25 protein-coding genes and 1 pseudogene are annotated in these 24,864 nt (G+C 66.6%); 6 read left to right on the top strand and 20 right to left on the bottom strand.

The window, feature by feature from the left end; genetic code table 11:
* Window positions 1–12: 12 nt before the first annotated feature.
* The 7 genes from AL755_RS01155 to AL755_RS01125 form a co-directional block, all read right to left on the bottom strand.
* The gene (locus AL755_RS01155) at window positions 13–1,884 is read right to left on the bottom strand and encodes a glycoside hydrolase family 3 protein (protein ID WP_054009359.1); all 1,872 of its coding nucleotides are present in this window, start codon (window positions 1,882–1,884) and stop codon (window positions 13–15) included.
* Between the two features lie 40 nt (window positions 1,885–1,924).
* On the bottom strand, window positions 1,925–2,821 hold the full coding sequence (locus AL755_RS01150; RefSeq protein WP_054009358.1) for a carbohydrate ABC transporter permease: 897 nt from the start codon (window positions 2,819–2,821) through the stop codon (window positions 1,925–1,927).
* Window positions 2,822–2,827: 6 nt separating this feature from the next.
* Entirely contained in the window at window positions 2,828–3,775 is a 948-nt protein-coding gene (locus AL755_RS01145) for a carbohydrate ABC transporter permease (RefSeq protein ID WP_054009357.1), read from the bottom strand.
* Between the two features lie 2 nt (window positions 3,776–3,777).
* The gene (locus AL755_RS01140; RefSeq protein WP_054009356.1) at window positions 3,778–5,064 is read right to left on the bottom strand and encodes an extracellular solute-binding protein; all 1,287 of its coding nucleotides are present in this window, start codon (window positions 5,062–5,064) and stop codon (window positions 3,778–3,780) included.
* A 202-nt stretch (window positions 5,065–5,266) separates the two neighbouring features.
* Window positions 5,267–6,346: a LacI family DNA-binding transcriptional regulator gene (locus AL755_RS01135; protein ID WP_054009355.1), complete on the bottom strand. Its 1,080-nt coding sequence runs from the start codon at window positions 6,344–6,346 to the stop codon at window positions 5,267–5,269.
* 165 nt (window positions 6,347–6,511) lie between these two features.
* Window positions 6,512–8,065, bottom strand: a complete 1,554-nt coding sequence (gene hutH / locus AL755_RS01130) for a histidine ammonia-lyase (RefSeq protein WP_054009354.1) — start codon at window positions 8,063–8,065, stop codon at window positions 6,512–6,514.
* A 130-nt stretch (window positions 8,066–8,195) separates the two neighbouring features.
* A complete protein-coding gene (locus AL755_RS01125; protein ID WP_054009353.1) occupies window positions 8,196–8,990 on the bottom strand; it encodes an IclR family transcriptional regulator in 795 nt (264 codons plus the stop codon).
* Between the two features lie 222 nt (window positions 8,991–9,212).
* Between AL755_RS01125 and AL755_RS01120 the strand changes: the two genes are divergently transcribed.
* Together AL755_RS01120 and AL755_RS01115 are read left to right on the top strand one after the other, a co-directional pair.
* Complete coding sequence (locus AL755_RS01120; RefSeq protein WP_237762444.1) at window positions 9,213–10,670, top strand: amino acid permease; 1,458 nt, start codon at window positions 9,213–9,215, stop codon at window positions 10,668–10,670.
* Between the two features lie 76 nt (window positions 10,671–10,746).
* The gene (locus AL755_RS01115) at window positions 10,747–11,241 is read left to right on the top strand and encodes a GNAT family N-acetyltransferase (protein WP_054009351.1); all 495 of its coding nucleotides are present in this window, start codon (window positions 10,747–10,749) and stop codon (window positions 11,239–11,241) included.
* Between the two features lie 105 nt (window positions 11,242–11,346).
* Here AL755_RS01115 and AL755_RS01110 read toward each other — a convergent pair whose 3' ends face one another.
* The 4 genes and pseudogenes from AL755_RS01110 to AL755_RS01095 all read right to left on the bottom strand — a co-directional run bounded on the left by AL755_RS01110 (window position 11,347) and on the right by AL755_RS01095 (window position 13,820).
* Window positions 11,347–12,204, bottom strand: a complete 858-nt coding sequence (locus AL755_RS01110) for a spermidine synthase (protein ID WP_054009350.1) — start codon at window positions 12,202–12,204, stop codon at window positions 11,347–11,349.
* A complete protein-coding gene (locus AL755_RS01105) occupies window positions 12,204–12,704 on the bottom strand; it encodes a GNAT family N-acetyltransferase (protein ID WP_054009349.1) in 501 nt (166 codons plus the stop codon). Before AL755_RS01105 ends, AL755_RS01110 begins: the two co-directional genes overlap by 1 nt.
* Window positions 12,705–12,725: 21 nt before the next feature.
* Window positions 12,726–13,395: pseudogene (locus AL755_RS01100) on the bottom strand (O-methyltransferase).
* Window positions 13,396–13,487: 92 nt separating this feature from the next.
* Window positions 13,488–13,820 carry a thiamine-binding protein gene (locus AL755_RS01095; protein WP_054009348.1) on the bottom strand — a complete coding sequence of 111 codons (333 nt, stop codon included), beginning with the start codon at window positions 13,818–13,820 and terminating at the stop codon, window positions 13,488–13,490.
* A 133-nt stretch (window positions 13,821–13,953) separates the two neighbouring features.
* On the opposite strand from AL755_RS01095, the gene AL755_RS01090 reads away from it, so the two are divergent.
* Window positions 13,954–14,544, top strand: coding sequence for a DUF5684 domain-containing protein (locus AL755_RS01090; protein ID WP_054009347.1), 591 nt, complete (start codon window positions 13,954–13,956; stop codon window positions 14,542–14,544).
* Here the strand turns inward: AL755_RS01090 and AL755_RS01085 are convergent.
* The 5 genes from AL755_RS01085 to AL755_RS01065 are packed head-to-tail and all read right to left on the bottom strand — an operon-like array spanning window position 14,527 to window position 18,778.
* A complete protein-coding gene (locus AL755_RS01085; protein ID WP_054009346.1) occupies window positions 14,527–14,838 on the bottom strand; it encodes an AzlD domain-containing protein in 312 nt (103 codons plus the stop codon). The two genes, AL755_RS01090 and AL755_RS01085, sit on opposite strands and share 18 nt — an antisense overlap.
* Window positions 14,835–15,620, bottom strand: coding sequence for an AzlC family ABC transporter permease (locus AL755_RS01080; protein ID WP_054009345.1), 786 nt, complete (start codon window positions 15,618–15,620; stop codon window positions 14,835–14,837). The genes AL755_RS01085 and AL755_RS01080 overlap by 4 nt, the downstream gene beginning before the upstream one ends.
* A complete protein-coding gene (locus AL755_RS01075; RefSeq protein WP_054009344.1) occupies window positions 15,617–16,015 on the bottom strand; it encodes a DoxX family protein in 399 nt (132 codons plus the stop codon). Before AL755_RS01075 ends, AL755_RS01080 begins: the two co-directional genes overlap by 4 nt.
* Window positions 16,012–17,889, bottom strand: coding sequence for a glycoside hydrolase family 15 protein (locus AL755_RS01070; RefSeq protein WP_082368787.1), 1,878 nt, complete (start codon window positions 17,887–17,889; stop codon window positions 16,012–16,014). Before AL755_RS01070 ends, AL755_RS01075 begins: the two co-directional genes overlap by 4 nt.
* A 28-nt stretch (window positions 17,890–17,917) precedes the next feature.
* Complete coding sequence (locus AL755_RS01065; RefSeq protein ID WP_054009342.1) at window positions 17,918–18,778, bottom strand: glycerophosphodiester phosphodiesterase; 861 nt, start codon at window positions 18,776–18,778, stop codon at window positions 17,918–17,920.
* Window positions 18,779–18,800: 22 nt separating this feature from the next.
* Between AL755_RS01065 and AL755_RS01060 the strand changes: the two genes are divergently transcribed.
* Complete coding sequence (locus AL755_RS01060) at window positions 18,801–20,087, top strand: DUF445 domain-containing protein (protein WP_054009341.1); 1,287 nt, start codon at window positions 18,801–18,803, stop codon at window positions 20,085–20,087.
* A 33-nt stretch (window positions 20,088–20,120) separates the two neighbouring features.
* Here AL755_RS01060 and AL755_RS01055 read toward each other — a convergent pair whose 3' ends face one another.
* Entirely contained in the window at window positions 20,121–20,999 is an 879-nt protein-coding gene (locus AL755_RS01055) for a hypothetical protein (protein ID WP_237762443.1), read from the bottom strand.
* A 244-nt stretch (window positions 21,000–21,243) separates the two neighbouring features.
* On the opposite strand from AL755_RS01055, the gene AL755_RS01050 reads away from it, so the two are divergent.
* On the top strand, window positions 21,244–21,939 hold the full coding sequence (locus tag AL755_RS01050; RefSeq protein ID WP_054009339.1) for an HAD family hydrolase: 696 nt from the start codon (window positions 21,244–21,246) through the stop codon (window positions 21,937–21,939).
* A gap of 535 nt (window positions 21,940–22,474) precedes the next feature.
* On the opposite strand, the gene AL755_RS01040 is transcribed toward AL755_RS01050, so the two are convergent.
* The gene (locus tag AL755_RS01040) at window positions 22,475–22,867 is read right to left on the bottom strand and encodes a VOC family protein (protein WP_054009337.1); all 393 of its coding nucleotides are present in this window, start codon (window positions 22,865–22,867) and stop codon (window positions 22,475–22,477) included.
* A 79-nt stretch (window positions 22,868–22,946) separates the two neighbouring features.
* On the opposite strand from AL755_RS01040, the gene AL755_RS01035 reads away from it, so the two are divergent.
* Window positions 22,947–23,291 carry an SdpI family protein gene (locus AL755_RS01035; protein WP_054009336.1) on the top strand — a complete coding sequence of 115 codons (345 nt, stop codon included), beginning with the start codon at window positions 22,947–22,949 and terminating at the stop codon, window positions 23,289–23,291.
* A 33-nt stretch (window positions 23,292–23,324) separates the two neighbouring features.
* Here AL755_RS01035 and AL755_RS01030 read toward each other — a convergent pair whose 3' ends face one another.
* Together AL755_RS01030 and AL755_RS01025 are read right to left on the bottom strand one after the other, a co-directional pair.
* Entirely contained in the window at window positions 23,325–23,771 is a 447-nt protein-coding gene (locus AL755_RS01030) for a DUF2871 domain-containing protein (RefSeq protein WP_054009335.1), read from the bottom strand.
* Between the two features lie 129 nt (window positions 23,772–23,900).
* Entirely contained in the window at window positions 23,901–24,542 is a 642-nt protein-coding gene (locus tag AL755_RS01025) for an alpha/beta hydrolase (RefSeq protein WP_054009334.1), read from the bottom strand.
* Window positions 24,543–24,864: the final 322 nt, after the last annotated feature.

Raw genomic sequence — 24,864 nt, 5'->3', positions numbered from 1 at the left:
CAGGCCCGCCTCTCAGTCTTGGCTTGCCACGACGTCCAGCGACAGCCCGTGGCCAAAGCCGAACAAGGGGCAGGCCGTGTCCGAGGGGACGTCCGGCCGTGAGGCCCGGACGGCATCCATGGACGACGGCAACTCAAACGGCAGCCTGCCAAGGGGGAGGATCTTGCCGGTGATCGCGTCAAGGAATGCGGCGTCGCTGACCCCAAAGGTGCCCACCAAAACGGTGGCGAACCCTGCCAACGGCGTCAGTATGGCCGGGCGGTCGAGCCTCACGTCGATGATCAGGGGAACCTTCAAGGCGAGCGCCCGCAACCTGGAAACCAGCCCGGGCGGGAATTCCAGGGAACCGGCGTGGAAGTACTCCTCCAGGAACAAATCGTCCCGGTGGTCCCATGGCGAGGCGATGCGAATGATCGCCACATCGGCCTCCTCGGGGGTCGCCACGGGAATCCCCACGCCCGCCAAGGCCTCGGGTGCGAGCCCCTCGGCGTAGACCTTCGGCAGTCCCGCAAGTGGCAGGATCCGGTGTCCCGCGGCATCCGCGTCGGCGAGGACCACCACCGACTGGGCCTGGGCCCGGTGCCCCTCGGCACGGAAACCGGCGTTGCCAACCACCGCGGCGGCGTCGACCTCGGACACATAGGGGTTGTCGAAGAGGCCCAGCTGGAATTTCACCAGCAGGAGCCGGCGGGCCGATTCGTCGAGGCGTCCTTCGGTGACCAGCCCTTCCCGGACCAGTTCCAGGAGAAGGTCGGTGCATTCCTCGCCACCGAATTGGTCAACGCCGGCGGCCAGGATCTTCAGCATGCGTTCCTTGGCGGTGAGCTCCTCGACGCCCCAGGCCCGCGCCGGCAGCACCTGGTCCCCCACAACGTTGTCGTTGACGAGTTCCCAGTCGCTGAGGACCACGCCGTCGTACCCCAGTTTTTCCCGGAGCAGCCCGGTGATGATTTGCCGGTTGTAGCCAAAGCCGACCTCCTCGACGGCTTCGCCGTCCAGTTCAAGGCCCACGGGCATGCCGTAGTAGGGCATGATGGCGCTGGTGCCGTTGGCAATCGCCGTGCGGAACGGTTCGAGGTGCTCGGCGAACCTGCCGCCCGGATACACCTGCTCGCGGCCGTACGGGAAATGGGCGTCCTCACCATCTTTTTGCGGGCCGCCGCCGGGAAAATGCTTGGTGGTGCAGGCCACGGACCCCGCGCCAATTCCTTCGCCTTGGAGGCCTTTGAGATATTCGACGGCGAACCGTGCGGTTTGTGCCATATCCTGGCCAAAGGTGCCGGCCTGGCGGCCCCACCGCGGCTCGGTGGCCAAATCCACCGTGGGGTGCAGGGCCGCCCGGATTCCGACGGCGACGTACTCCTGGCGGGCGATGTCGGCAAAGCGCCTCACCAGCTCCGCATTGCCCGTTGCGGCCAGGCCGATGGGCTCGGGCCACTGGGAAAAGTATCCCGCGGTGAAGGACACTCCCGAGTTCTCGATGAAGGCGTGGCGCGGATCCGTGGAGACCGTGACCGGGATCCCGTGAGGGGTCGCCTCGGCCAGCTTTTGCAGGGCGTTGGACCACCGCGCGGCCAGTCTGGGGTCGCCCAGTTGGTGGACGTTGAAGTGGTTCATGTACTTCCCGGCAACGACCGTGGAGGTGGCCGACTTGCTGATCTTCCCGGGTTCTTCCAGGAGTTCGCCGTTGGCGCCGGCCTCGATGACGGTGTGAAAGAGCAGGCCGGCCTTCTCCTCGACACTTAGCCGGGGCAGCAGGTCGGCAACCCGTTCTTCGGGGGTCAGCGCCGGATTTTCGTACGGCTCCATGGTGCCGTTGCCGTTCAGGTCGCGGAAGCGGGTTCCATCGGGTGCGACGGACGTTGTCAGGTGGTTCACGGTGATACCTCGGGGGTCTCGGAGTTCTCGGGGCGGCGGAGGATGGTTACTTGATGCCGGTTGCGGCGATGCCCTGGATGAAGAAGCGCTGCAGGGCCACGAACAGCAGCAGGATGGGGGTGATGACCAGGACGGAGCCGGCCAGCAGCAGCCCGTAGTTGGTGGCGTTCTCCCCCGTCGAGAACAAGGAAAGCGCCACGGGCAGCGTGTACATGTCCTCGCTCTGGGCGGCGACCAGCGGCCACAGGAAGTTGTTCCAAGAGCCCAGGAAGGTCAGGATCCCCAGGGTCGCCAGCGGAGGGGCGCACAACGGCATGACCACGCGCAGGAAGATGCGCAGTTCGCTGGCCCCGTCGATGCGGGCGGCTTCGATGATCGAGTCCGGAATGCCCAGCATGAACTGCCTCATGAGGAACACCCCGATGGGTCCGGCCAGGAACGGCAGGATCAACGCGGCATAGGTGCTCACGAGTCCCAGTTTGCTGACCATGACAAAGAGGGGCACAAAGGTGACCACCCCGGGAACCATCAGGGTCACCATGACCAGCAGGAACAGGAAGCGTTTGCCCGGGAAGTCCATCTTGGCCAGCGCGTAGCCCACCATGGAGCAAAACAGCATGTTTCCCAGCACGGTGACGACGGCAACGATCAGGCTGTTCGTGAAGAACTTGTCGATGTGCAGGTCCGTGAACCAGGCAATGTAGTTCTCCAGGGTCGGGTTCTGCGGCCACCAGGTGATGGGCCGTTGGAGCAGCTCACCCTGGGTTTTGAACGACCCCAGGAGCATCCAGGCAAAGGGCAGCAGGGTTGCCGCCACACCGAGCACCAGCGCGGCGTAGACGGCCAGCCGGCCCGGGCGAAGCCCCGAGCGGCGCTTGCGGCGCAACGGCGTCGTCCGTTCCAGGCTCGCTGCCGGTAGGAGTGATTCTTTTTGAAGTGTCATTTTCGCCTAGTCCTTGGACCTGAGTGCCCGGAACTGGACAAGGCTCAGGAGCGCGATCGCCACGAAGAGCACGTAGCTGGCCGCCGAGGCCGTCCCATATTTTCCGAAGCCGAACTGGTTGTAGGTGAAGTAGCTGATGGACAGCGTGGAATCCAGCGGCCCGCCCTTGGTCATGACGAAGGGTTCCTCAAAGAACTGCAGGAATCCCACGGAGAGCAGCACGGCACCGAGCAGCAAGGTTGGCCGGATGGTCGGGATGGTGATCCGGGTGAAGCGTTTCCAGGCGTTTGCCCCGTCCACGGCGGCGGCCTCCAGCATCTCCTCCGGCACCGTTTGCAAGCCGGCCAGGAAGATGATCATCAGCGTGCCCATGTTGCGCCAGACGGCCATCAGGATCAGCGATGGCATGGCCCAGGCCTGGTCGTTGAGCCAATCCGGGCCGTGGATGCCCACGGCGGCGAGCACTTCGTTCAGCAGGCCGTCGGGCTGCAGGATGAAACGCCAGACGACGGCGACCGCCACGATGCTCGTGACCACGGGAGTGTAGAAACCCACCCGGAACACCGTCCGAAAGCGTTTGATGCCATTGTTCAGTGCGACGGCGAGCAGCAGCGCCACGGCCATCGTCAACGGTATGCCGACCACCACGAAGTAGGCGGTGTTCAGCATGGAGCGCAGGAATTGCGGGTCGGCAAACAAATCGAGGTACTGCTTGAGTCCGACAAACTCGACGGCCGTGGGATCCTGCACGTCGCGGCTGGTGAAGTCGGTGAAGGACATCACGAACGATGAAATCAGAGGCACCAGCATGAACACCGCGAAGATGGCGACGAACGGGAGGGCGAACATCCAGGCGATGAGCGCCTGGCGCCGGCGCCGGGCCGAGGGCGTCTGCGACCCCCGGCTCCGGCGTCGCGCGGCATCCGGCAATGTGCCGGCGTCGATCGCTGACATGCCTAGTCGCCCATTCCGATCGCGTCAGCCTTGGACTGCAGTTCCTTCATGGCGGTCTCAGGGTCCTTGCCGGCCTTGACCATTTGTTCCATGATGGTGTCGGCGGCGCCGGATACCTCGGTCCAGCTGGTCAATGACGGCGGAGCCTTGGTGTCCTTGAGCTGTTCGCCGAATACCGCGAGCTTGGAGTCCCCCGACAGGGACGGATCCTTCCAGGCGGCCTGCTGCGAGGGCAGGTCACCGGTGGATTTGTACCAGCTTGCCTGCGTCTTGGCCTCGTTCAGGAACTGGACGAACTTCCACGCCGCGTCCCGGTTGGCGGACTTCTTGAAGACCACCAGGTTGGATCCGCCAACGAAGGACGTTGCCGACTTTTCCTTGGGGACAAGGGCCACCTTGTACTTGTCGGCAAATCCGGGTCCGCCCGCTTTTTCCAGCAGCCCGATCTTTGACGGGCCGTCGATGAACATGGGGATGCTGCCGTCCACGAACGCGGCCTCGGCCACACCGGCGTCGGTGCCCGGCGCCTTGTTGGCGATGCCTTCGCTGAAGAAGCTGTTGTAGTACTTCATGGACTGGACCATTTCCGGCGTTTCCAGGGTCCACTTGGTGGCGTCCTTGTTGGTCAGCTCCGCACCGTTGGACCACGCAAACGACAGCATTCCCTGAAGCGTTCCGTCGCCACCGGCCAGAAGTCCCAAGCCGTACTTGGCTCCGGCCTTGGCCTGGTAGTCCTTGGCGAGGGCCTTGAATCCGTCCCAGGTGGTTGGGAATGCGTCATGCCCGGCCTTGGCAGCGAGGTCGCTGCGGTAGAAGACCACCCGGGTATCCACATACCAGGGCACGCCATAGGTGGTGCCGGCCACTTCGGTCGACTTCAACGAGCCCGGAAAAATGCCGCTGGTGTCCACTTCGGCGGGGGTGGGGTCAAAGGCATTGGCGAAGTCACCCATCCAGGTGGTGCCCATTTGGGCCACATCCGGGGTGGTCCCGCCGGCGATGGCCGTCTGGTATTTGTTGTGCGCCGCGTCCCAGGGGATGGCGGTGATGTTGACCTTGACTCCCGGATTCGCGGCCTCGAATTCCTTGGCCACGGCGGGCAGGGCCGCGCCTTCGGCACCTTGGGCCCACACCGTGACGGTGCCCTTTGCGGGGCCGGACGCCAGCGGCGCGGCCTTTTCGGGGCCGCCGGCCGATTCCGCGGCGCGGCCGCAGCCGGTCATCAAGAGTGTTGCGGCGAGGCCGACGGCGATTGCCTTGCCTACCCCGCTTGCTTTGGATTGGAACATCGTTGGTCCTTTCGAAATACCTGTCAGCGCAGACCTGCCATCCGTTGTCGCGGCGATACTGACCTGGGGAGATCGGTGCCGGGACTAAGAATATAAGCGCATAGATTCTTGTGTTGTTAAGATCTAAGCGCATTGATCGAGGCTTGGCAAGGAAAATCCGTCACATTTCGAAGAAGAGCCGCCGCCCGCCCGGGATGGGTGGTCAGGGCGCGGGGCAGCCGCAACTTTCGCGCACCACGAGCCTGACGGGAAGCTCCTGCACCACCGGTGCCCGTTCCGGATTCTCGATGCGGTTGATCAGCAGGCCCACAATCGCCCTGCCCATCTCCTCCATGGGCTGGCGGACGGTGGTCAGTGCCGGGCGGGCAATTCTTCCGGCCACGATGCCGTCGAAACCCGTCACGGCCACGGTGCCGGGTACCGCAATGCCGGCCTCACTCAACGCTTCGAGCGTCTTCAGGGCTTCCTCGTCCGTCGCGCAGACGAATGCCTGCGGCAGCGTGCCGGCCGCCTGGAGGGACGCAACTAGATTGCCGATGTCCTCCCGCGAAAACTCGCCCTCCTGCGCCAAGGGGCGGGGCGCAATCCCGTACTGTTTCAACGTCGCGGCCATGCCGGACCAGCGGGCCCGGTTGTCCGAGGATGTCAGCCCGCCCACGAACTGCAGGTCCGTCAGTTGATGGACGTCCACAAGGTGCCGGACCAGGGAACGCATGCCGCCAAAATTGTCCACCGTGACGTGGTCGAGTTCCCTGTTGAGTAGCGTTTCGGAGACCTCGACCACCGGAATCCGCTGGGAAATGCGCTCCAGGATGGCCTGTGGCAGCGAGTTCGGGAACACCGCCAGACCGTCAACCCTGCCGGCAATGTCGGTCAGCGTGGTCTCTGTGGTGTTCGGATTGCCGCCGCCCACCATGAGGGCGTATCCGCGCTTCCAGCATTCAAGCTGGACGCCGCGCTGGATCTCATCCACATACAAGGGGAAGATCCTGTAGCTTTCATTCGGATCCTCCGGCAAGGATTCGACGTCGGACCTCCCGGCTGCCACAGCAGCCGAGTCGATCAGGTAGTCAAAGGCAAAGAGGCCCAGGGCACCGGTGCGGCCGCGGGCCAGGCCGCGGGCGCTGGCGCTGGGGACGTAGCCCAGCAGGCGGGCAGCCGTCAGCACGGCTTCCCGCGTGGCCGGCCTAACGCGGTCCGGTTGGCGAAACGTGAACGACACCGTCGCGATGGACACTCCCGCTTCCTGCGCCACGTCATAAACAGTTGGTCCCTTGGCCATCACGCCTCCTCGTCAGGACAACAGTCTATGCGCATAAATCGCACCCGTCCCGGCCCAGTCAGCACGCGCTGGAGCCGGCCGATGGGAGGGCGGGACCGGACCCACACCCGCGCAGGGCCCCAAGCGAAGACGCGCCGGCGGCTTTGCTTGGGGCCCCGGTGAGGCCTAGTTGAGCCGGCCGGTGGCCTTTTCGGCGGCGGCGCGGATGGCACCGGAGCCCACCAGGCGGTCGGCCTCTTCCAGTTCAGGGGACAGGAAACGGTCGCTGCCCGGACCCTGCACGGTGGCCCGCAGCACCTCAAGCACGGCCGCGCCGGCAGGGCCGGGGACCAGTTCGCCGTCGGACATGTCGGTGCGCATGTCGATGGCGCGGGTGGCCGTGACGAGCTCGATGGCGAGGACGCGGCGCAGGTTCTCCACGGAGCGGCGGAGCTTGCGGGCCGCATGCCAGCCCATGGACACGTGGTCCTCCTGCATGGCGGAGCTGGGGATCGAGTCCACGGATGCCGGGACGGCCAGGCGCTTGGAATCGGAGACGAGCCCGGCCTGCGTGTACTGGGCGATCATGAGGCCCGAGTCGACGCCGGGGTCGCCGGCCAGGAAGGCGGGCAGGCCGTGGCTGCGGGCGGGGTCCAGCATCCTGTCGGTGCGGCGCTCGGCGATGGAGGCGACGTCGGCCGCAACAATGGCCAGGAAGTCCAAAACATAGGCCACAGGGGCGCCGTGGAAGTTGCCGTTGGAGGACACCCGGCCGTCGGGCAGCACCACGGGATTATCGATCGAGGCGGCAAGCTCACGCGTGGCCACCATGAGCGCGTGGTCCACGGTGTCGCGGGCGGCGCCTGCCACCTGGGGGGCGCAGCGCAGCGAATAGGCATCCTGGACGCGGGAATCGCCCACCCGGTGCGAGGCCACGATGGGCGAGTTGGCCAGCACGCGCAGCATGTTGTCGGCGCTGGCGGCCTGGCCGGGGTGCGGGCGCAGCTCCATATGCAGTTCGGGCAGGAACACCTGGTCGGTGCCCAGCAGGCCCTCGACGCTCAGCGCGGCGGTGATGTCCGCCGTCGTCAGCAAAAGGCGCAGGTCGGCGATGGCCATGAGCAGCATCCCGAGCATGCCGTCGGTGCCGTTGACCAGCGCCAGGCCTTCCTTTTCAGCGAGCTCGATCTGCGTGATGCCGGCCTCGGCGAGCAGTTCGGGAACGGGACGGACCACGCCGTCCGGGCCCGCCGCTTCGCCTTCGCCCATGAGCACCAGGGCGCAGTGGGACAGCGGGGCGAGGTCGCCGGAGCAGCCCAGCGAGCCGAATTCGCGCACTACCGGGGTGATGCCGGCGTTGAGCACGTCCACCATGGTCTGCACCACCACGGGGCGCACGCCGGTGCGACCGCTGGCGAGGGTCTTGGCGCGCAGGAACATCAGCGCGCGCACCACCTCGCGCTCCACGGCGGGGCCCATGCCGGCGGAATGGCTGCGGATCAGCGACTTTTGCAACTGCGTGCGCATGTCCGTGGGGATGTGGCGGTTGGCCAGTGCCCCAAAGCCGGTGGAGATGCCGTACGCCGGGGTCTCCGAGTGCGCCAGCTCGTCGATGTGCGCCCTGACCCGTTCGACGCCGGCCAGCGCCTCCGCGCTGATGGTCACCTTTGCATCGTGGCGGGCGACGGCGATGACGTCCTCGGGGGTGACGCCGGAGTGGGAGAGAACGACTGTGGTCATGGCATTTCCTTTGTGTGCGGGAGGGCTTGCTAGCCACTATTCCGCTTTTTCACGCGGAAATCTGCCGCTTCACGGTCCGGGTATCCGGGATTTCAGACAGTGCCCGGGTGGGTCGAAACCGACCCCGGGGCTACGCGTCGCGGCGGCCGTAAATCCGCGTGGACAGTTCGCCGGCCACCTTGGTGACGCGTTCGGCGAGGGCCGGCCATTCGGATACCGGCACTTTTTCCTCGAGGAACGTCACGGCCACCGCGGCGACGGGCCAGCCAAGGTGGTCGGTGACGGCGGCTGCCACGGAGCCGAATCCGTCGGTGACCTCGCCGTGCTCAGTGGAGTAGCCGCGCTGGCGCACCTGGTCCAGGTGCGCGGAAAGCGTGGAGTACTTGCCGATCGGGTCCGGCACCTCGGTGCGCGAGCTGAACGCCGCCGCGTTGGGGTAGAGCGCCCGCACCTGGGATTTGGGCAGGGCCGCCAGGATGGCGCGGCCGCTGGCGGTGAGGTGGCTGGGCAGCCGGACGCCGACGTCGGTCACCAGGGACGGCCGGTGCTTGGCCCGCTCCTCCACGATGTACAGCACATCGCGTCCGTGCAGCACGGCGAGGTGCGCGCTTTCGCCGATCTTGTCGACCAGCGCCTCCAACAACGGGCGGCCAAGCCGGGACAACGGTTCCTGGCGGGAGTAGGCGCTGCTGAGTTCAAAGGCGGCAATGCCGAGCCCGTAGCGCTGCTCCTCGTGCAGGTGCATGACGAAGCCGCTCTGCTCCATGACGCCCAGCAGGTGGTAGACGCTGGAGCGCGGCAATCCGAGCGTGGTGGCGATGGTGGACGCAGCCAGCGGTCCGCGTTTTGAGGACAGCAATTTCAGGATGCGCAGCGTGTTGTCCGCCGCGGGAACCTTGGACGGGGTCCGCTCCATGTTTGCCATTGCTCCCTCGTTTGGTGACCGGCCTAGTGACTGCAGCCTCAACGGTTACCGAAATAGCCAACCCCCTTCCGCCAATATAGAATATTGGCGTCTGAAATCCCAGATTTAGGGGATTTTCGGAGGCAAAATCACCACTTTTCCGTGACGCCCGGCACTATTTTTGCCCCGAGGTGACCCACCTCTCCGCGATGTCCGGGCGCCGCGATGTTAGAAGGCTCACGCATGAACACCCTGGGAAGCCCGCTCTCCCGCGGCTTGAACGCCCGCCACATCCGCTTCATGGCATTGGGCTCGGCCATTGGAACCGGCTTGTTTTACGGCTCCGCCGACGCCATCCAAAAGGCCGGCCCCGCCGTGCTGTTGGCGTACATCGTTGCCGGTGCGGCCGTGTTCATGGTGATGCGGGCCCTGGGCGAGCTGGCCGTGCGCCACCCCGTGTCGGGATCGTTTGGCCAGTACGCCAGCCGCTACCTGGGTCCGTTTGCCGGCTTCGTCACGGGCTGGACGTATGTTTTTGAAATGGCGATCGTGGCGATCGCCGACGTCACCGCATTCAGCATTTACATGGGTTTCTGGTTCCCCGACGTGCCCCGCTGGATCTGGGTGCTGGCGATCATCTTCTTCCTGGCCGCCATCAACCTGTTCAGCGTGAAGGTGTTTGGCGAGCTTGAGTTCTGGTTCTCGCTGATCAAGGTGGCGGCCATCATCGCGATGATCGCCGGCGGCGTGGCCATCATCGTCTTTGGCTTCCACGTCGATGCCGCGGCGGCCGCACCGAGTGTAGGCAACCTGGTGGCCCACGGCGGATTCCTGCCCAACGGCTGGGGCGGGCTGCTGGCCGCGTTCGCCGTCGTCATGTTTGCCTTTGGCGGGATCGAGACCATCGGGGTGACGGCGGGCGAGGCCGCGAACCCGGCCAAGTCTATCCCGGCGGCCGTGAACACCGTGCCCGTGCGGGTGCTGCTGTTCTATGTGCTCACGATCGGGGTGCTGATGAGCCTTTTCCCGTGGAACCAAATCAACGGTGAGACCAGCCCGTTCGTGCAGATCTTCTCCTCGCTGGGCATCCCGGCGGCCGGGCACATCCTCAACGCCGTGGTCATCACGGCGGCGCTGTCGGCCGTGAACAGCGACATTTTCGGTGCCGGCCGCATCTTGTTCGGGCTGTCCCGGCAGGGCCATGCCCCGGCCGCGTTTGGCCGGATTTCCCGCGCGGGCGTGCCGTGGATGACGGTGGTCATGATGACGGGCGTGCTGCTGGTGGGCGTGCTGCTCAACGCCGTGATCCCGGAGGACGTGTTCCTGGTGATCGCCTCGATTGCCACGTTTGCCACGGTCTGGGTGTGGATCATGATCCTGGCCTCGCACATCGCCATGAAGCGCGAAATCTCCCGCGACAAGCTGGCCCCTTCGGCGTTCCCGGTCCCCCTGTGGCCCGCCGCCTCCGCCGCGACGGCCCTGTTCATGGCCGGGGTGATCGTGCTGCTGGGCCTTTACCCGGACACCCGCGTGGCCCTATGGGTGGGCGGCGCCTGGCTCGTGCTGCTGGCCGCCGCGTTCCGGCTCTGGGTGCGCGGTGACGGACGACGCCGAGCCGTCCTTGTGGACGAATCGGCACCGGCCGCTGTAGTTGGGTCGCAAGTACCGGCCGTCGAGCCTGTCGAGACCACGGCCCACTGATTTCGACGGGCTGATTTCGACAGGCAGATTTCGACAGGCTCAATCACCGGTCTCGACCTGTGGGTAGGATCGAAAAATGCCCGAGTTGCAGCGCCTACGTATGGATCATGCCACGGCGGTGCTGGCCTTTGAGCTGGCGAACCGCGACTATTTCGCGGCCTCGATCTCCGACCGGGGCGATGACTACTTCGAACAGTTCGCCCAGCGGCATGCGGCGTTGCTGGCCGAACAGGAGGCCGGAGCCGGCGTTTTCTACGTACTCGTCGATGGGGACGGCAGCGTCTTGGGCCGGTTCAACCTGATCTTCGTCGACAACGGCGTTGCAGAGTTGGGTTACCGGGTCGCGCAGGAGGCCGCCGGCCGTGGCCTGGCGACCGCCGCCGTTCTGGAAGTCTGCCGGTTTGCGCCCTCGCGGCATGGGGTCCACACGCTCACGGCGGCCGCCTCCGCCGGGAATCTCGCGTCCCAAAAGGTCCTGCTCAACGCCGGATTCGTCCCGACAGGTCCGGCCGACCCGGCCAGCATCGGCGGCAAGCAAGGTTCTTGGTATCAGCGCGAGCTGGGCCAGTAGCGCGAATCAGTCAGGGCGATCTCGACAAGCTCGATCACCGGGATGGCTCGATCACAGGCATGGCTCGACAACCGGGTCTCGACAAGCTCGACCAGCGGGCGTCAGTCACCGATCCTCGTCGCTGAGGACCACGGCGCTTTGGCCGAATTGGCGAACCTTCTCGTCGTCCCACAGCTGGGCCGGCATGGCGCCGCCGAGCAGCGCCCGGGGCAGGCCCGCGCCGTCGCCCAGCGGCGCGTCGCTGCCGGCGATGATGACATTGCCAGAACGGCGGCCCTTGAGCATGGGCGGATCGGCGATGATCACGGTGTGCACGAACGCCGCGGCGATCGTGGCGGCTTCGCGGCGCGCCACGGCCAGGGCCGGCGAGTCGCCGCAGTTGACCACGTAGACGCCACCCGGCACCAGCACGTTCTTGGCCGCGGCCGTGAACTCGGCCGTGGTCAGCGCGTGCGGGGTCTTGGACCCGGCGAACACGTCGCGGATGATCAGCTCGCGGCTGGATTCGGTCAGGGATTCGGTGACCTGGCGGGCCTCGCCGACCCTGATCTTCAGCAGCGGCGCCCGCGGCAGGTCAAACCAGTCGCGGACCAGGCCCGCGAGCGCGCCGTCGATCTCGACGACGACGTTGCGTGAGTTGGGGTACGCGGCCACCAGATACCGGGGCATGGAACAGGCGGCGCCGCCCAGGCTCAGGGTGCGCAGCTTCTCCGAGGCGCCCCATCGGTCGGCCACCAGGGCCATGATCCAGCGCATGTACTCAAAGTCCAGGCGCAGCGGGTCGGCCAGGTCCACATGTGAACTTTGCACGCCGTTGAGCAGCAGCAGCCAGCCGTTGGGGTTGTCGCCGTCGGGCACCAGCTCGGCAGTGCCCGTATCTGTGGTGTATTTCCCGGCAACAGGGCCGCCCGTACCGGGCTCGGGCTCCGCCACGGCGTTCTTTGGTGCGCGTTGGCGGCCCATCAGCCGGCCACTGCGGAACGGACCATGCGGACCTCGGGCAGGCTGTGCCAGCTTTCGGGCAGCAGCTTGCGGGTGCCGTCGAAGGCAAAGCCGTTCTTCGCGTAAAACGCCTGGGCGCGGGGGTTGTCCTCCAGCACCCAGAGGAAGGCTGCCTGTGTGCCGATGGCCGCGTCGAGCAGCATCTGCCCGGCCCCGCTGCCGTAGGCGCGTTCCAGCGTGTAGATCATGAACAGTTCAACCTCCGCGGGGGCGTCGTCGTCGCGCGCCGGACCCGCGTTGGCGATGCCCAGCAGGCCGTCGTCGTCGTACGCGAGCGTGGGCACATGCCCCTTGGCAATGGCTTCGCGCATGCTCTCCATGCGCGCGGGCAGGCTGGCCCGGCGCTCGATAAAGAATTCCGGCGGCAGGTGCCGGCCGTACGCCTCCTCATGGCACCGCAGGTGCAGGTGCGCAACGGCTTCGGCGTCGTCAACGGTGGCGGGGCGCAGCGAGATCCTCATTCAATCAGCGTAGTGCAGGGGCTACTTCACCACGGCAATGGCGAAGCCGTCCCAGCCCTTGGAGCCGGCGGTTTGGATGGCCGTGGCGTCCAGGGAATCGCTGGCGCCCATGAAGTCGAGTGCGGCGCGGATGGCGGCTGCGTCGGGGTCGTCACCCGGGTCCAGGATGGCGCCCTCCCAAATCACGTTGTCCAGCACTATCACGCTGCCGGGGCGGGTCAGTTTCAGCGCCCACTTCAGGTAGTTCGTGTCGTTGCCCTTGTCCGCGTCGATGAACACGAAGTCGTACGGCTCGCCGCCCAGCAGTGTGGGCAGGGTGTCCAGGGCCGGACCTACCCGGATATCAACCTTGGCGCCCATGCCCGCGGCATCGATGTTCTTCCGGGCGACGGCGGCGTGTTCGGGCAGGAATTCACAGGTGGTGACGTGGCCGTCGTCGGGCAGGCCGCGGGCCAGCCAGATGGTGCTGAATCCCGCCAGGGTGCCGATTTCCAGCACCCGCCGGGCGCCCTGGATGCGGGCGGAGCAGCATGAGCAGCTTGCCGGCCGTGGGCGCCACCTCGATCCGGGGCATGCCGGCGGCGTCAATGCTGTCGATGACGGCGTCCATGCCGGCGCCGCCCTGCACGAGTGTTTCGGACAAGTACTTTTCCACGCCGACCCAGCCGGGCTTGCTCCGATGCTCAACCATGGCCTAAGCCTAGCGCCAGGGGCCCCGAGCGAGCGAAGCGAGTTTGGGGAGGGCGACTAGGCGGTAGGCCTGCCCGGCGTGCGGGAAAAGGGCTAGTCCGCGAGGGTTCCCAGTGCGCCTTCGAGCCGCTCCACCTTGCCGGTGAGCTCGCCCGTGTGGCCGGGGCGGATGTCCGCCTTGAGCACCAGGGACACGCGGGAGCCGTAACGGCCCACGGCCTCGGTGGCGCGCTTGACCACATCCATGACCTCGTCCCAGTCGCCCTCGATCTCGGTGAACATGGAGCTGGTGCGGTTGGGCAGCCCGGAGTCGCGGACCACCTTGACGGCGGCGGCCACGGCGGTGTGGACGGAGGCGTCGTCGCCCGTGCCCGCCGGATCGGACGTGGGGGTGCCGCTGGGTGCCACTGAAAATGCCACAATCATGGGGTTCTCCTTAAGGTTGTGTTCCATTATGCGTACAACCGGCGGCGGGTTTTGCGCCGGTCACTGTCTGGCGCAAAACTCACGGCGGGTTCGGCGCGGAATGGTCCGGTCCTGGAAGTTGTAGGGTTCAACCATGCCCGTCCCACTGCTTGCCACCGCACTTGTTGCCACCACCCCCTCCTACTACGACGATTCCGGCCCCAACCTGGCCGTCAGTGCGGCATTCTTCATTGCCTTGATCGCCTTCGAAATGCTGTTCATCGCGGTGGCGTTCGTGGTCACCGGCATCACATGGGCGGGCGTCTTCGACAAGGCCGGCTACGCGAAATGGAAGGCCTTCGTGCCGTTCTACAACACGTGGATCCTGGTCAAGATCGCCGGCCGCCCGGAATCACACTTCTGGCTCCAGCTCATCCCGTACGTCGGCATCTACTGGACCGTCTGCACCTACTACGACGTGGCCCGATCCTTCGGCAAGGACGCCGCCTACACGGCCGGCCTGGTCCTGGTGCCCGTGGTCTTCGCCACCATGCTCTCCTACGGCGACGCCCGGTACCGCGGCCCGTCCTATCTGAGCCCCGAACAAAAGTGGCAGGCCCAGCAATATGCGCAATGGCAGGCACAGCAGCAATACGCCCAGTGGTACGCCCGGCAGCACGGTCAGCCTGGCGTCCACCAGGACCCGCTTAACCCCAACCAGCCCGGCTCAGGACCAGCCCAGTAGCCGCAGCCCCGCCGCAGCGGCAGCGCCCACCAGCACCACCACCAGGAACGGCGCCTTGAACCACAGCGCAACCGCCGCTGCCACCAGCGCGCCCATCCGGGCATCGAGGACGACGGCGTGCCCGCTCGCCGCCGCGTTCACCACGGTCAGTGACGCGAGCAGGCCGATGGTCAGGGTTCCGGCCACGCGTGACATGCGCGGATTGGCGAGCACCTTGGCCGGGACCAGGTAACCCAACAGTTTTGTCAGGTACGCGATGACCGCCGCGATAATTACCCACAACCACAGGCTCATCCGCCGGCCCCTTCCCCAACCCCGTCGCCGCGGCGGGAATCGTGCGCAGGGTGCGTACCGGCGTCGTGTCGGTACGGCTCAATGTCCGGTTCCATGCCGTCGCCGTCGTGCCCGGCACCATGGCCGGGCCGGAACCAGCCGATCAGCCCGGCCACCAGGGCCGCCACCAAAATGGGCACCCCGGCCGGCACAAAAGGTACCGCCAGGAGGGTCACCACGGCGCACACCACGGCGATCGCGGCCGGTTGGAAGCCCTTGATGCGCGGCCACAACAGGCCCAGGAACGCGGCGACGGCGGCCCCGTCCAGGCCCCACTGCTTGGGGTCCCCGAGGGCGTCGCCCACAAAGGCGCCCACGGCCGTCATGATGTTCCAAAACAGGAAGATGCCCAGGCCGGCCACCCAGAAGCCGCGCTTCTGCTCGTCGGGCTCGCTCTGGCCGGTTGCCGTGGCCGTGGATTCGTCGATCGTCACGTGGGCGGCGGCAAAGCGGCGCCAGCCGGACGGGCGCAGCAGCGCGTTCAGCTGCATGCCGTACACGCCGTTGCGGATCCCCAGCAGGGCTGAGGCGCTCATGGCGGCCAGCCCGGAGCCGCCGCCGGCAATCACGCCGATGAACGCAAATTGCGAACCGCCGCTAAAGAGCAGCAAACTCAGGGCCATGGTCTGCCAAAAGCTCATGCCCGAGGCCACCGACAGCGCCCCGAAGGACACCCCGTACAAGCCGGTGGCAATGGCGATCGAGGCCCCGATCTTCGCCGCCGGTGAATCCCTTAGCTTCATGCCTTGCGCAGGCTCCAGGCCCAGGCCACGAGGGGTGCCTGCAGCGGTAGGCGGACGGCGTGGATCCAGCGCGCCTTGGGTGAGCCGTCGGGGCCCCAGGCCCGCCGCAGCGCCGACACGTGGCCGGCCGTGAAGCCGACATACATGGCGGCCGTGGCGGTGGCTGCGGCCTTGCGGGTGCCGGGCAGGAGCAGTCCGACGGCGGCCAGCGCCTCGGGCGCGGCGGAGGCCAGCACCCACTGGCGCCGGGTCATGACGCCGAAGCGGCCGCCCTTGTCGGTGCACAGCTCCGGCGGCACCATGACGTAGTAGAACTCCGGCTTGCGCAGGTGGTTGACGGCGCTGGTGCCCAGGAGGGCGGCCATGGCCCAGGCGCTGACTGTGGTGAGCTTCATGACCCCATGCTTTCACGGCCGGCGCCGGAGGCCGGCACGGTAGTCACCGGCACGGCGGCGGCAGCTGGAGCGGCGGCGCCCGCGGCGAGGCTCAGCAACTCCGTGCCGTGCAGCGCATCGGCGGCCCGCACCAGGGCGAGGTGGGAGAAGGCCTGAGGGAAGTTGCCGGCCATCCGTGAGTTCCCGGCGTCGTACTCCTCGGCAAGCAGTCCCAGCTCATTGGCGTACCCGGCCAGCTGGTCCATGAGGGCAATGGCGTCCTCGCGCCGGTCCGTGTGCGCGTATTGCTCCACGAGCCAAAACGAGCAGGCCAGGAACGGGTGCTCGCCGGGGGCCAGCCCGTCCACGCCGGTGTCCGTGCGGTAGCGCATGAGCAGCCCGTCGGGATCCAGCAGTTCCCGCTCCATGGCCGCGACCGTGCCGACCATCTCGGGGGCGTCGTAGGCGATGAAGCCGACATGCGGAAGGACCAGCAGGGCCGCGTCCGTGGTGGTGCCGTCGTAAGTCTGCGTGAATGTGTTCAGTTCCTTGTTGAAGCCGTGCTCCATGATTTCGTCCCGGAGCTGGTCCCGCAGCCGCTCCCACCGCCAGTCCGGACCCTCGAGCCCGTGGTCGCGGACGGCGCGGACGCCACAGTCAAAGGCGGCCCACATCATGGCGCGTGAGTGCGTGAAATTCTGCAGTTCCCCGCGCATTTCCCAGATTCCGTGGTCACGGTCCCCCAGGTGCCGTTCCACGAAATCCAGCATGGACAGCTGCAGCGGCCAGGAGAAATGGTCCTCCTCGCCGCCGGCCAGCCGGAGCTTTTCCAGGGACACCATCACCTCGCCCACCACGTCCGCCTGGTACTGGTTCACGGCGCCGTTGCCGATCCGCACGGGCGCCGAGCCCTCGTAGCCGAGCAAATGGTCCAGTTCGCCCTCCACCAGGTCGCGTTCGCCGGCGAGGCCGTACATGATCTGCAGGTCTTCGGGGTCGCCGGCCACGGCGCGCAGCAGCCAGTCCCGCCACTTCAGCGCCTCGTCCTCGTAGCCGTGGGTAAGCATGGCTGCCAGGGTCAGGGCGGTGTCGCGCAGCCAGCAGAACCTGTAGTCCCAGTTCCGGGCGCCGCCAAAATCCTCCGGCAGCGAGGTGGTGGGAGCGGCCACGATCCCACCGGTTTCCTCGTCCGTCAGGGCGCGCACCACCAGGAGGGAGCGTTCCACGAGCGGCATGTACTTGCCGTCCTGGGCGCAGTTTTCCGCCCAGCCCTGCCAGTGGGCCAGGGTGGCCGCGAGCGCCGCGTCGAGGTCGACGTCCTCGGGCACCGGTCGGTGCGACGGGTACCAGATGAACTCCTTCTCCACCCGCCCGCCGGCCTTCACCGAGAACGTGCCGCTGTGTTTGTGGTCGACGGCGACGGGCAGGTGGTGGCCGCGCAGCAGCAAGGCGTCGGGCCCGGCCACGGCCAGGATGGCGGGCCGCCCCGGGGCGTCGTGGAGCCGGCGCACCCACGGCAGCACCTTGCCGTAGCCGGGCCGGATCACGATTTCCTCATGGAATTTCAGGGTGCCGGAGATTCCCTCGATGCGCCGCACCACGGAGGCCGGGTTGTCGCCGACGGGCATGAACTCGAGCACGCGTGCGCTCCCGGTTGGCCCTTCCCAGACGGTTTCGAGCACGAATGAACTGCCCACGTAGCGCCGGCTCGTGATGGTTGCCTCCAGCGGCGCAATGCGCCACCGCCCGTGCTCCTCGGTTCCGAGCAGTGCCGTGAACACCGACGGCGAATCGAACCGCGGGAAACACAGCCAGTCGATGCTTCCGTCCCGCCCGACCAGTGCGGCCGAGTGCATGTCCGAAAGAAGTGCATAGTCCTCAATGCGCGATGCCATGTGTCCATGCAACCACACGCGGCTGCGATCACACAGGGGCCAGCAGTGCCCGGATTTCGGCCGGCCGGTTGGTGGTCACCTCGGCCACTCCGTGTTCAAGGCACAGGGCCAGGTCCCCGGCCGTGTCCACCGTCCATACCCGGAACGTGCGCCCGGAATCGCGCCACCGCAGCGCGTTGTCCGGGTTGGCGCGCAGGTACTCGACGCCGGGTCCGGCAATCCCGGCGACGCCGTCGTCGAGCAGTTCCTCACCCTCGGCCATGGCGCGGCGCAGCAAGAAGGCCAGGGTGTGCCCGGCGATGGGGCCCACATCGAGGTCTTCACTGAGGTCGGCCGCGTCCACCTCCTCCAGCAGCTGGCACAGCTGCGGGGCCGGCACCCGCTCCGCCAGGTATTTGACGGCGTCCGGGTGGAAGCTCATGAAGGAGACGGCCACGTTGCCTGCCGCCGGGCCGGCCGGGGCCCAGCCGCGCAGGCGCAGCCGTTCCAGGGCGGCGTCCACCAGATCGGCGTCAAAGCGCACACCGTATTTGAACTCGATGGCGAGGCCCACGGGCCGCCCGGCCGCAGCCAAAATATCCAACAGCTCGTCGAGGGTGAGGAGTTGTTCGTAGGTGCCGCCGTATTCGGGCGGAATTGCCGCGCCCTTCCAGCTGCTGAAATCGAGTTCCCGCAACCGGGCCAGGGTCAGTTCCGCCACGGGCCCCGTGCCGTCCGAGGTCCGGTCGACGTCATCGTCGTGGAGCAGCACCAGGGCCCCGTCGGCGCTGAGGTGGAGATCGCACTCAACCCCGTCGGCGCCGTCGGCCAGGGCCTGCAGGTAGGCGGCGCGGGTGTGTTCGGCAAAGCGGGCACTGGAACCGCGGTGGGCGTAGACCTGTACTGTCATGGCACCACGCTACGCTTGCCTCATGGCGCAACTACAACAGCCCGGCAGTAAAACAAGCCTTCGCCCGGATACCGATGCGCAAAAAGCCGCCGCGCTGCGCCGGATGAAGAACATTGCGCTGGCGCTGCTGATTGCCATGGCCGTCATCTTTTGCTTCGCCTTCGCCCTCCAGAGCCGGTACCCGTGGCTCGGATACGTGCGCTCGGCCGCCGAGGGCGGCATGGTGGGCGCCTTGGCCGACTGGTTTGCCGTCACGGCCCTGTTCAAATACCCCATGGGCTTGAAGATCCCGCACACCGCCATCATCCCCAACCGCAAGGATGAGATCGGCGCGTCCCTGGGCGAGTTCGTGGAGACCAACTTCCTCTCCGAAACCGTTGTGGCGGACAAGCTGGCCAACACTCAGATCGCCCAAAAGGTGGGCGGCTGGCTGTCCAAGCCGGCCAGCGCCCAGCGCGTGGCCACGGAAGGTGCCGCCGCCATGCGCGGGGCCATGGCCGTGTTGAACGACGACGACGTCAAGGACGTCATCGAGTCAATGGTGCGCAAGCATGTGGTTGAGCCGGCGTGGGGTCCGCCCATCGGCAAGGTGGCCGAACGCGTCTTCGCCGACGGGCACCACCACGCGCTCGTGGACCTCCTGGTGGACCGTTCCACCCAGTGGATCCAGGCCAACCACGCCACCATCAGCGGGCTGGTCTCCGACCGCTCCCCCAGCTGGGTGCCACAATTCGTCGACGGCCTGGTGGGCGACAAGATCTACACCGAGATCTACAAGTTTGCCCGGGCCGTGCAGGAGGATCCCCGGCATGAGCTGCGGCTGCAACTGGACAACTACTTGAAGGACCTAGCCCAGGAACTCCAGCACGATCCGGTCATGATCGCCCGCGCCGAATCCATCAAGGCCCAGGTCCTGGGCGATCCCGAGGTTCGCGAACTGGCCGGACGCACCTGGGAAACTGTCAAGACCGCCCTGTTCACCGCCGTCGACGATCCCAACTCGGAGCTGCGGCTGAAATTCACCTCCGCCGTGCAGGACTTTGGCACGCGCCTGGCCACCGATCCCGAGCTGGCGGGCAAGGCCAACGCCTGGATTTCAGATGCCGCGTCCTACCTGGTGCGCACCTACAAGCACGAGATCGCCTCCATCATCACGGACACCGTGGAACGCTGGGACGCCGTGGAGACCAGCGAGAAGATCGAACTCCAGGTGGGCAAGGACCTGCAGTTCATCCGCATCAACGGCACCGTGGTGGGGTCCCTGGCCGGGCTGGCCATCTTCACCGTGGCCACCCTGGTGTTCCACTAGGCCCGGCTAGGCGCGCCGCTTCCGCCGGTTCCGTCAGGCGGGGTCGGCCTTGGGGCCCATGGCCTCGATCGCCTTCCTGCCCCTCGGCGCGTCCAGTTCGGCCCGCAATTCGGCCGGGATCTCCAGCGGGGCAGGCCCGAACGCACGCTGGGTGGAGGCTATGACGGCCCGGCCCATCATATAGTTTCCGACGCCGCCCACCGCCGCCCCGACACCGAACGGCAGGGCCTTGCCCACCACGGAGACGCTGCCCTTGACGGCCATTTTCTTCAGGAACCGTTTTTGCATGGACGCGGCAATGCCCCGGACTGCGGAAACCGGCAGGCTCTTGCCCACGGTTTTGCCCCACGCCTGCATGGGGGTGCGGCCGTTGCCCAGCGCGTGGCCGGTCAGGCCCTGCAACATGGCGGTGCCTTCCTCGCCCAAGATGATGGCCATGACGGTGACCTGGGCCAACTCGGGATCGGCCAGCCGGATGCCGTGCAATTCCGCCACGGATTGGGCGTAGAGGGCCGTCGCCTCGAGGAAGACCAAGGTGGCCGCGGCCGAAATGGACAGTGCGGCAACCGTGCCGATGCCGGGGATGATGGCCGTGGCGCCAATGGCGGCCCCGCCCGTGCCCACGCCGTTGAGGAAGTCGCGTTCCAAGCGCCGGCTCAGCTCAAAAGCGGTGGCGTTGGGGTACTTCCGCCGCAGCCGGCGCAAATTTGCCAGGACCAGGGGCCGCTGCACCTCCACGGCCTTCAGCAGCATGCCGTGCACGGCGGGTTTCGGCTTGCCCCGCTCGTCAAAGGCCGCCGATGTGGCGATGACGACGGCGGGGTTTGGCGGCCCCTGCCGCTTGCCCCGGCCGGTTCCCTTGTCCTTACCGGTTGAATTCTCCATGCCTTGGCCGCTGGAAGTCGCTGCCATGCTGCCCCTTTCGCAGGCTGTGCTCCAAGGGTAGAACATCAACCCGGCAACCAGCCGGGCGCCCGGCAATTTTCGATTCCCAGCGTTGGCCGCGATGTTGCCCGGCGTTAACTCGGCCGGGCTAGTGTGCCACGAGTGCGCCAACCGGCCTGGCCCGGGAGCGCACGACGACGGGCACCCGGCGTGCGGCCGGCCGGCCGGACCGCTGCGGGCCCACCATCACTTGCAGAAGAGGACCCTTGCCATGGGCGTAGCCGCCACCACGTTGACCCTGACTTCCCTGGACGGGGTGCTGTTTGATTTCAACGGCACGCTCTCCGATGACGAGGGCATACTCAGGGCGCTCTACATCGAGTTGGCTGCCACGGAGTGCTCGGTCACCGTCACCAAGCTGCAGTACCAGACGGAGCTGGCCGGGCGCAGCGACCGGGAGATCATGGCGGATATCCTGGCCCTCGCCCCGGCGGACGTCCAGGATCGCGGGGTGGACTTCTTCCTGCCGCTCATCGACGCCGACTACCAGGCCCGGGTGGCCCGGCAGAGCCCGATCCATCCGGCAACCAGAGCCCTTGTCCATGCACTGCACGCCGCGGGCCTGAAGCTCGGCGTCGTGACCGGGGCCGGGCGGGCGCAGGTGATTCCCGCCCTGGAACGCGCGGGGCTGTTGGATCTGTTTGGCGTGGTTGTGACGGACGAGGACGTGGCCCATGGCAAACCGAACCCGGAGGGATTCCTTAGCGCCGCTGCGGTGTTGGGCCTGGCGGAACCGGCCCGGGTTGCCGCGTTCGAGGATTCGCTGCCGGGGCTGGGCGCCGTCGAGGCCGCCGGCATGATCGCGATCTGCGTGGAAGGCACGCACCCGATCGAGGTCCTCAAGGAACACGCCCGGATCATCGTTCCGGCGCTCGGCCCCGAATGCCTGGACCTCGATCTCGGATAGCACCCGGGCTTTGGGCGGCCGCCCGTTAATGGCCGTCTCCGCGCCATCCGGTGTGGTATTTTTCAGGCGTGGACCCTTTGGCGGCGTGGTGGCGGTGACAGGCACATGAGTGAAGGCCGGCGTTTTCGCCGCGAGGACGCGGTGTTTTTGTTGTGCATGATCGCACCACTCGCGGTGGGAATTTTGCTCAATGCGTTGGTGCGTCCGGGGCTTGCCCGCGCGCTTGGTGGCGAGCGACATGCCACCGGAGCCGGAGTCCGCTCCCGGGACGTCTCATGGACCTTTGACCCGGCCACCACCGCCGAACACCCTGTCCTGACTGCATTCCTGGGCCCCTCCGACGGGTTGATCGCGATGTGCGCCCTCGCGCTCACCGCCGTACTGCTCGCCACTCGCTGGCTAGTCGTTCGACGGAAAGCGACACCGGCGGGTTAGAACTGCGGACGCCGTGTCCGCCGGGATTCGCGATCACGGGCGTCGACGAAGTTGGGTGGGACTGAGGCCGCCAATTGCGCCGCCCCCGGCCTCCGGCCCCCTACGCCCAGTCGCGCGTGGCAAGTACCAGGAGATACCCGTCTGCGTCGGTAAAGGTCATGCCGTGCTCGTCCCAGTAGGGGTTGCGTGCGGCAACGCGAACGCCTCCGGCATCCTCGATCCGCGACACGGCGCCTGCGTCGATGGGCCCTCCAAGGTAGATCACCAGGAGGTCCTCGGCGGTGGGTGACGGCTGCAAGGCGCCGTCTTCGACGATTTCCAAGTGCCAGGCGGCCTCCGGCCAGCCGATGAACGCAAGCTTGTGACCGGTACCCCCGTCGTCCTTGCGCCCTTGGAGGGTGAGGCCAACGCCGTCGACCCAGAAGCGAATGGCGGCTTCAATGTCACGGCTCGGGCGTGCGATGCGGATGTGGTGGTGTGGCTCGGGTTTCATAGGCAAGGATCATAGCCTTCGCATGAAGCCAGCCCGTTGGGTGGCCCTCCGCCGGGTGCCGTTTCCTTAGACTGGAACCATGATCTTCGCCGTGGTCCTGCTCATTGTTTGCTATTTCCTGATTGTCTTTGTCGCCATCCGTTGCGCTGACGGCCGGATTGGCGTCAACGGGATGGCGGGGATCAGGACGCCCACCATCATGACCAATGAGCAAACCTGGCTCGCCGCCCATAAAGCAGCCAAAACGCCGACGCTCATCGGCGCTTATGCAGCCATGGCCGCCACGGTCCTTGCAGCGTTCCTGCCTGCTGAGCCCTTGCAGGCCACGGCCATCCTCGTTGGTTGCGGGCTGCTGCTGGCAGGCATCCTTGTCGGCGCGGCAAAAGGCACCAAGGCAGCAAAACGAGTCCTGGAGATGCGGTAGTCAGCCGGGGTTTTAGACGAGCTCCCGAGGCCGTCAGTCGGCGACGGCGGCCCGGGCGTCGTCGTGCTTCACGGCGCTGCCAACCAGCCGGGTCCGCAGGGCCAGGAACAGCAGCACCATGCCAACAGAGAGCAGGATGTGTCCCAATCCCGCGATCCCCGGGATTGCGCCGGAGACCTCGGTGACACCGTCAACCTGCAGGATGCCGTGCCACACCATGATAGCCGCCGTCAGGACCAGACCGGTGTTGTACGTCCAGAAGAACCAGGTGAATAGCTTGGACCGGGACAGTGTGAACAGCTTCTCCAGAATCAGCACGATCAACAGCACGATGAAGCCAAGGGTCAGCAGGTGCGTGTGCACAATGGAGAGCTGTGTGTAGCCGGTAAAGTCCTTGCCCTTGGTGAATTCGCGGTAAAACAGGCCCGAAAGTACGCCAATGACCATGTAGCCAAACGCCGAATAGAATAGTTTCTTCATGCGGTGCCCCCTTGTGATGACGGCCCGGTGCGAGCCATTTCCTCCAGCCTAGGAAACGGCGCTCCGAACTCCATCAACCATTCGGTTGATCGTGCACGGGTCCATGGCAGGATGGGCCAACCGCGGAAGCTACTCCCGGGGCACGAACGATCCCGGCACGTGGCCCGTCAGGAAGGCCGCGACGTCGCGCATTTCCGTGTCCCCGATTTTGTGGCCCAGCCCTTTGTAGCGCGCCTCGCTCAGATCGGTGTTGGCCGACAGCCAGCCCGCCGTGAATGCCGTCGCGTCCGGATTGATCACGAGGTCGGCGGTGTCGCGAGCCCAATAGAACGGGATTTTTGTTTCCAACGGCTCCATGGCGCCGAGCAGCTCATTGTGCAGGACAAAGCCGGACAGTCCCACGGCAGCCGTGAATGCCTCCGGGCGCAGCCTCATGATCGTGGTGGCCATGGCCATGCCCTGCGAAAACCCCAACAATGACACCGAGCTGAAGCGGTGCTCGGCGACGACCGTGTCCAGCCAGGCCAGCAGGGCCGACGCGGCACCGGCCACCTCGGCGAAGTCATTGGCCAGGAAATAGTCAAGCAGGAACCAGCCGTAGTCGCCGGAGATGTCCAGCGGACCGCGGGGCGCGGCGCACGTAAAGCCGCCGGGCATGGCCTGAAACCAGGCGGCCATGCGGGACTCGTCCGAGCCATAGCCGTGCAGCATCAACAGCAGCGGCGTCCCCGCGCGCTCTTCCGGTGGTCGGGACCAGGCAACGGCATCCATGGGCCAAGACTACGCACACCCCGCCACCCGCCGCGAGAACGGGCCCAACTCGCGGCGACGGTGCCAACCCGCGAAAACGGTGCGGAGACCCACCTTCCCCGCGAGTTGGCACCGATTTCGGCGTGAAGGGCGCCTGGAAGCGTCGGGAACGCCCCGTTTTCGGCGTCGAAGGCGCTACCGAACCACCTCCAAATCCCTCCCACGCCGCCCGAATCTGTGTTTATGTGGTTATTTTTTGACAAACGCAGAGAATCACAGATAAAGTCATCTGAAACAACATCATGTGACCCGAGTCACGCGGTGCAGGCGAGAGAAGAAGGAC

Source organism: Arthrobacter sp. ERGS1:01 (genome assembly GCF_001281315.1).
GTDB lineage: Bacteria > Actinomycetota > Actinomycetes > Actinomycetales > Micrococcaceae > Specibacter.
This window is presented reverse-complemented; position numbering and strand designations above follow the sequence as displayed.

Excerpts from the sequence above, each read along its gene's own strand:
- AL755_RS01030 (WP_054009335.1), bottom strand. The coding sequence starts at position 23,771 with ATGAAGAAACTATTCTATTCGGCGTTTGGCTACATGGTCATTGGCGTA.
- AL755_RS01055 (WP_237762443.1), bottom strand. The coding sequence starts at position 20,999 with ATGGCAGCGACTTCCAGCGGCCAAGGCATGGAGAATTCAACCGGTAAG.
- AL755_RS01115 (WP_054009351.1), top strand. The coding sequence starts at position 10,747 with ATGCCCGAGTTGCAGCGCCTACGTATGGATCATGCCACGGCGGTGCTG.
- AL755_RS01060 (WP_054009341.1), top strand. The coding sequence starts at position 18,801 with ATGGCGCAACTACAACAGCCCGGCAGTAAAACAAGCCTTCGCCCGGAT.
- AL755_RS01035 (WP_054009336.1), top strand. The coding sequence starts at position 22,947 with ATGATCTTCGCCGTGGTCCTGCTCATTGTTTGCTATTTCCTGATTGTC.
- hutH (WP_054009354.1), bottom strand. The coding sequence starts at position 8,065 with ATGACCACAGTCGTTCTCTCCCACTCCGGCGTCACCCCCGAGGACGTC.
- AL755_RS01095 (WP_054009348.1), bottom strand. The coding sequence starts at position 13,820 with ATGATTGTGGCATTTTCAGTGGCACCCAGCGGCACCCCCACGTCCGAT.
- AL755_RS01050 (WP_054009339.1), top strand. The coding sequence starts at position 21,244 with ATGGGCGTAGCCGCCACCACGTTGACCCTGACTTCCCTGGACGGGGTG.
- AL755_RS01085 (WP_054009346.1), bottom strand. The coding sequence starts at position 14,838 with ATGAGCCTGTGGTTGTGGGTAATTATCGCGGCGGTCATCGCGTACCTG.
- AL755_RS01065 (WP_054009342.1), bottom strand. The coding sequence starts at position 18,778 with ATGACAGTACAGGTCTACGCCCACCGCGGTTCCAGTGCCCGCTTTGCC.
- AL755_RS01105 (WP_054009349.1), bottom strand. The coding sequence starts at position 12,704 with ATGAGGATCTCGCTGCGCCCCGCCACCGTTGACGACGCCGAAGCCGTT.
- AL755_RS01025 (WP_054009334.1), bottom strand. The coding sequence starts at position 24,542 with ATGGATGCCGTTGCCTGGTCCCGACCACCGGAAGAGCGCGCGGGGACG.
- AL755_RS01135 (WP_054009355.1), bottom strand. The coding sequence starts at position 6,346 with ATGGCCAAGGGACCAACTGTTTATGACGTGGCGCAGGAAGCGGGAGTG.
- AL755_RS01125 (WP_054009353.1), bottom strand. The coding sequence starts at position 8,990 with ATGGCAAACATGGAGCGGACCCCGTCCAAGGTTCCCGCGGCGGACAAC.
- AL755_RS01075 (WP_054009344.1), bottom strand. The coding sequence starts at position 16,015 with ATGAAGCTCACCACAGTCAGCGCCTGGGCCATGGCCGCCCTCCTGGGC.
- AL755_RS01080 (WP_054009345.1), bottom strand. The coding sequence starts at position 15,620 with ATGAAGCTAAGGGATTCACCGGCGGCGAAGATCGGGGCCTCGATCGCC.
- AL755_RS01150 (WP_054009358.1), bottom strand. The coding sequence starts at position 2,821 with ATGACACTTCAAAAAGAATCACTCCTACCGGCAGCGAGCCTGGAACGG.
- AL755_RS01070 (WP_082368787.1), bottom strand. The coding sequence starts at position 17,889 with ATGGCATCGCGCATTGAGGACTATGCACTTCTTTCGGACATGCACTCG.
- AL755_RS01110 (WP_054009350.1), bottom strand. The coding sequence starts at position 12,204 with ATGGGCCGCCAACGCGCACCAAAGAACGCCGTGGCGGAGCCCGAGCCC.
- AL755_RS01145 (WP_054009357.1), bottom strand. The coding sequence starts at position 3,775 with ATGTCAGCGATCGACGCCGGCACATTGCCGGATGCCGCGCGACGCCGG.
- AL755_RS01120 (WP_237762444.1), top strand. The coding sequence starts at position 9,213 with ATGAACACCCTGGGAAGCCCGCTCTCCCGCGGCTTGAACGCCCGCCAC.
- AL755_RS01090 (WP_054009347.1), top strand. The coding sequence starts at position 13,954 with ATGCCCGTCCCACTGCTTGCCACCGCACTTGTTGCCACCACCCCCTCC.
- AL755_RS01040 (WP_054009337.1), bottom strand. The coding sequence starts at position 22,867 with ATGAAACCCGAGCCACACCACCACATCCGCATCGCACGCCCGAGCCGT.
- AL755_RS01140 (WP_054009356.1), bottom strand. The coding sequence starts at position 5,064 with ATGTTCCAATCCAAAGCAAGCGGGGTAGGCAAGGCAATCGCCGTCGGC.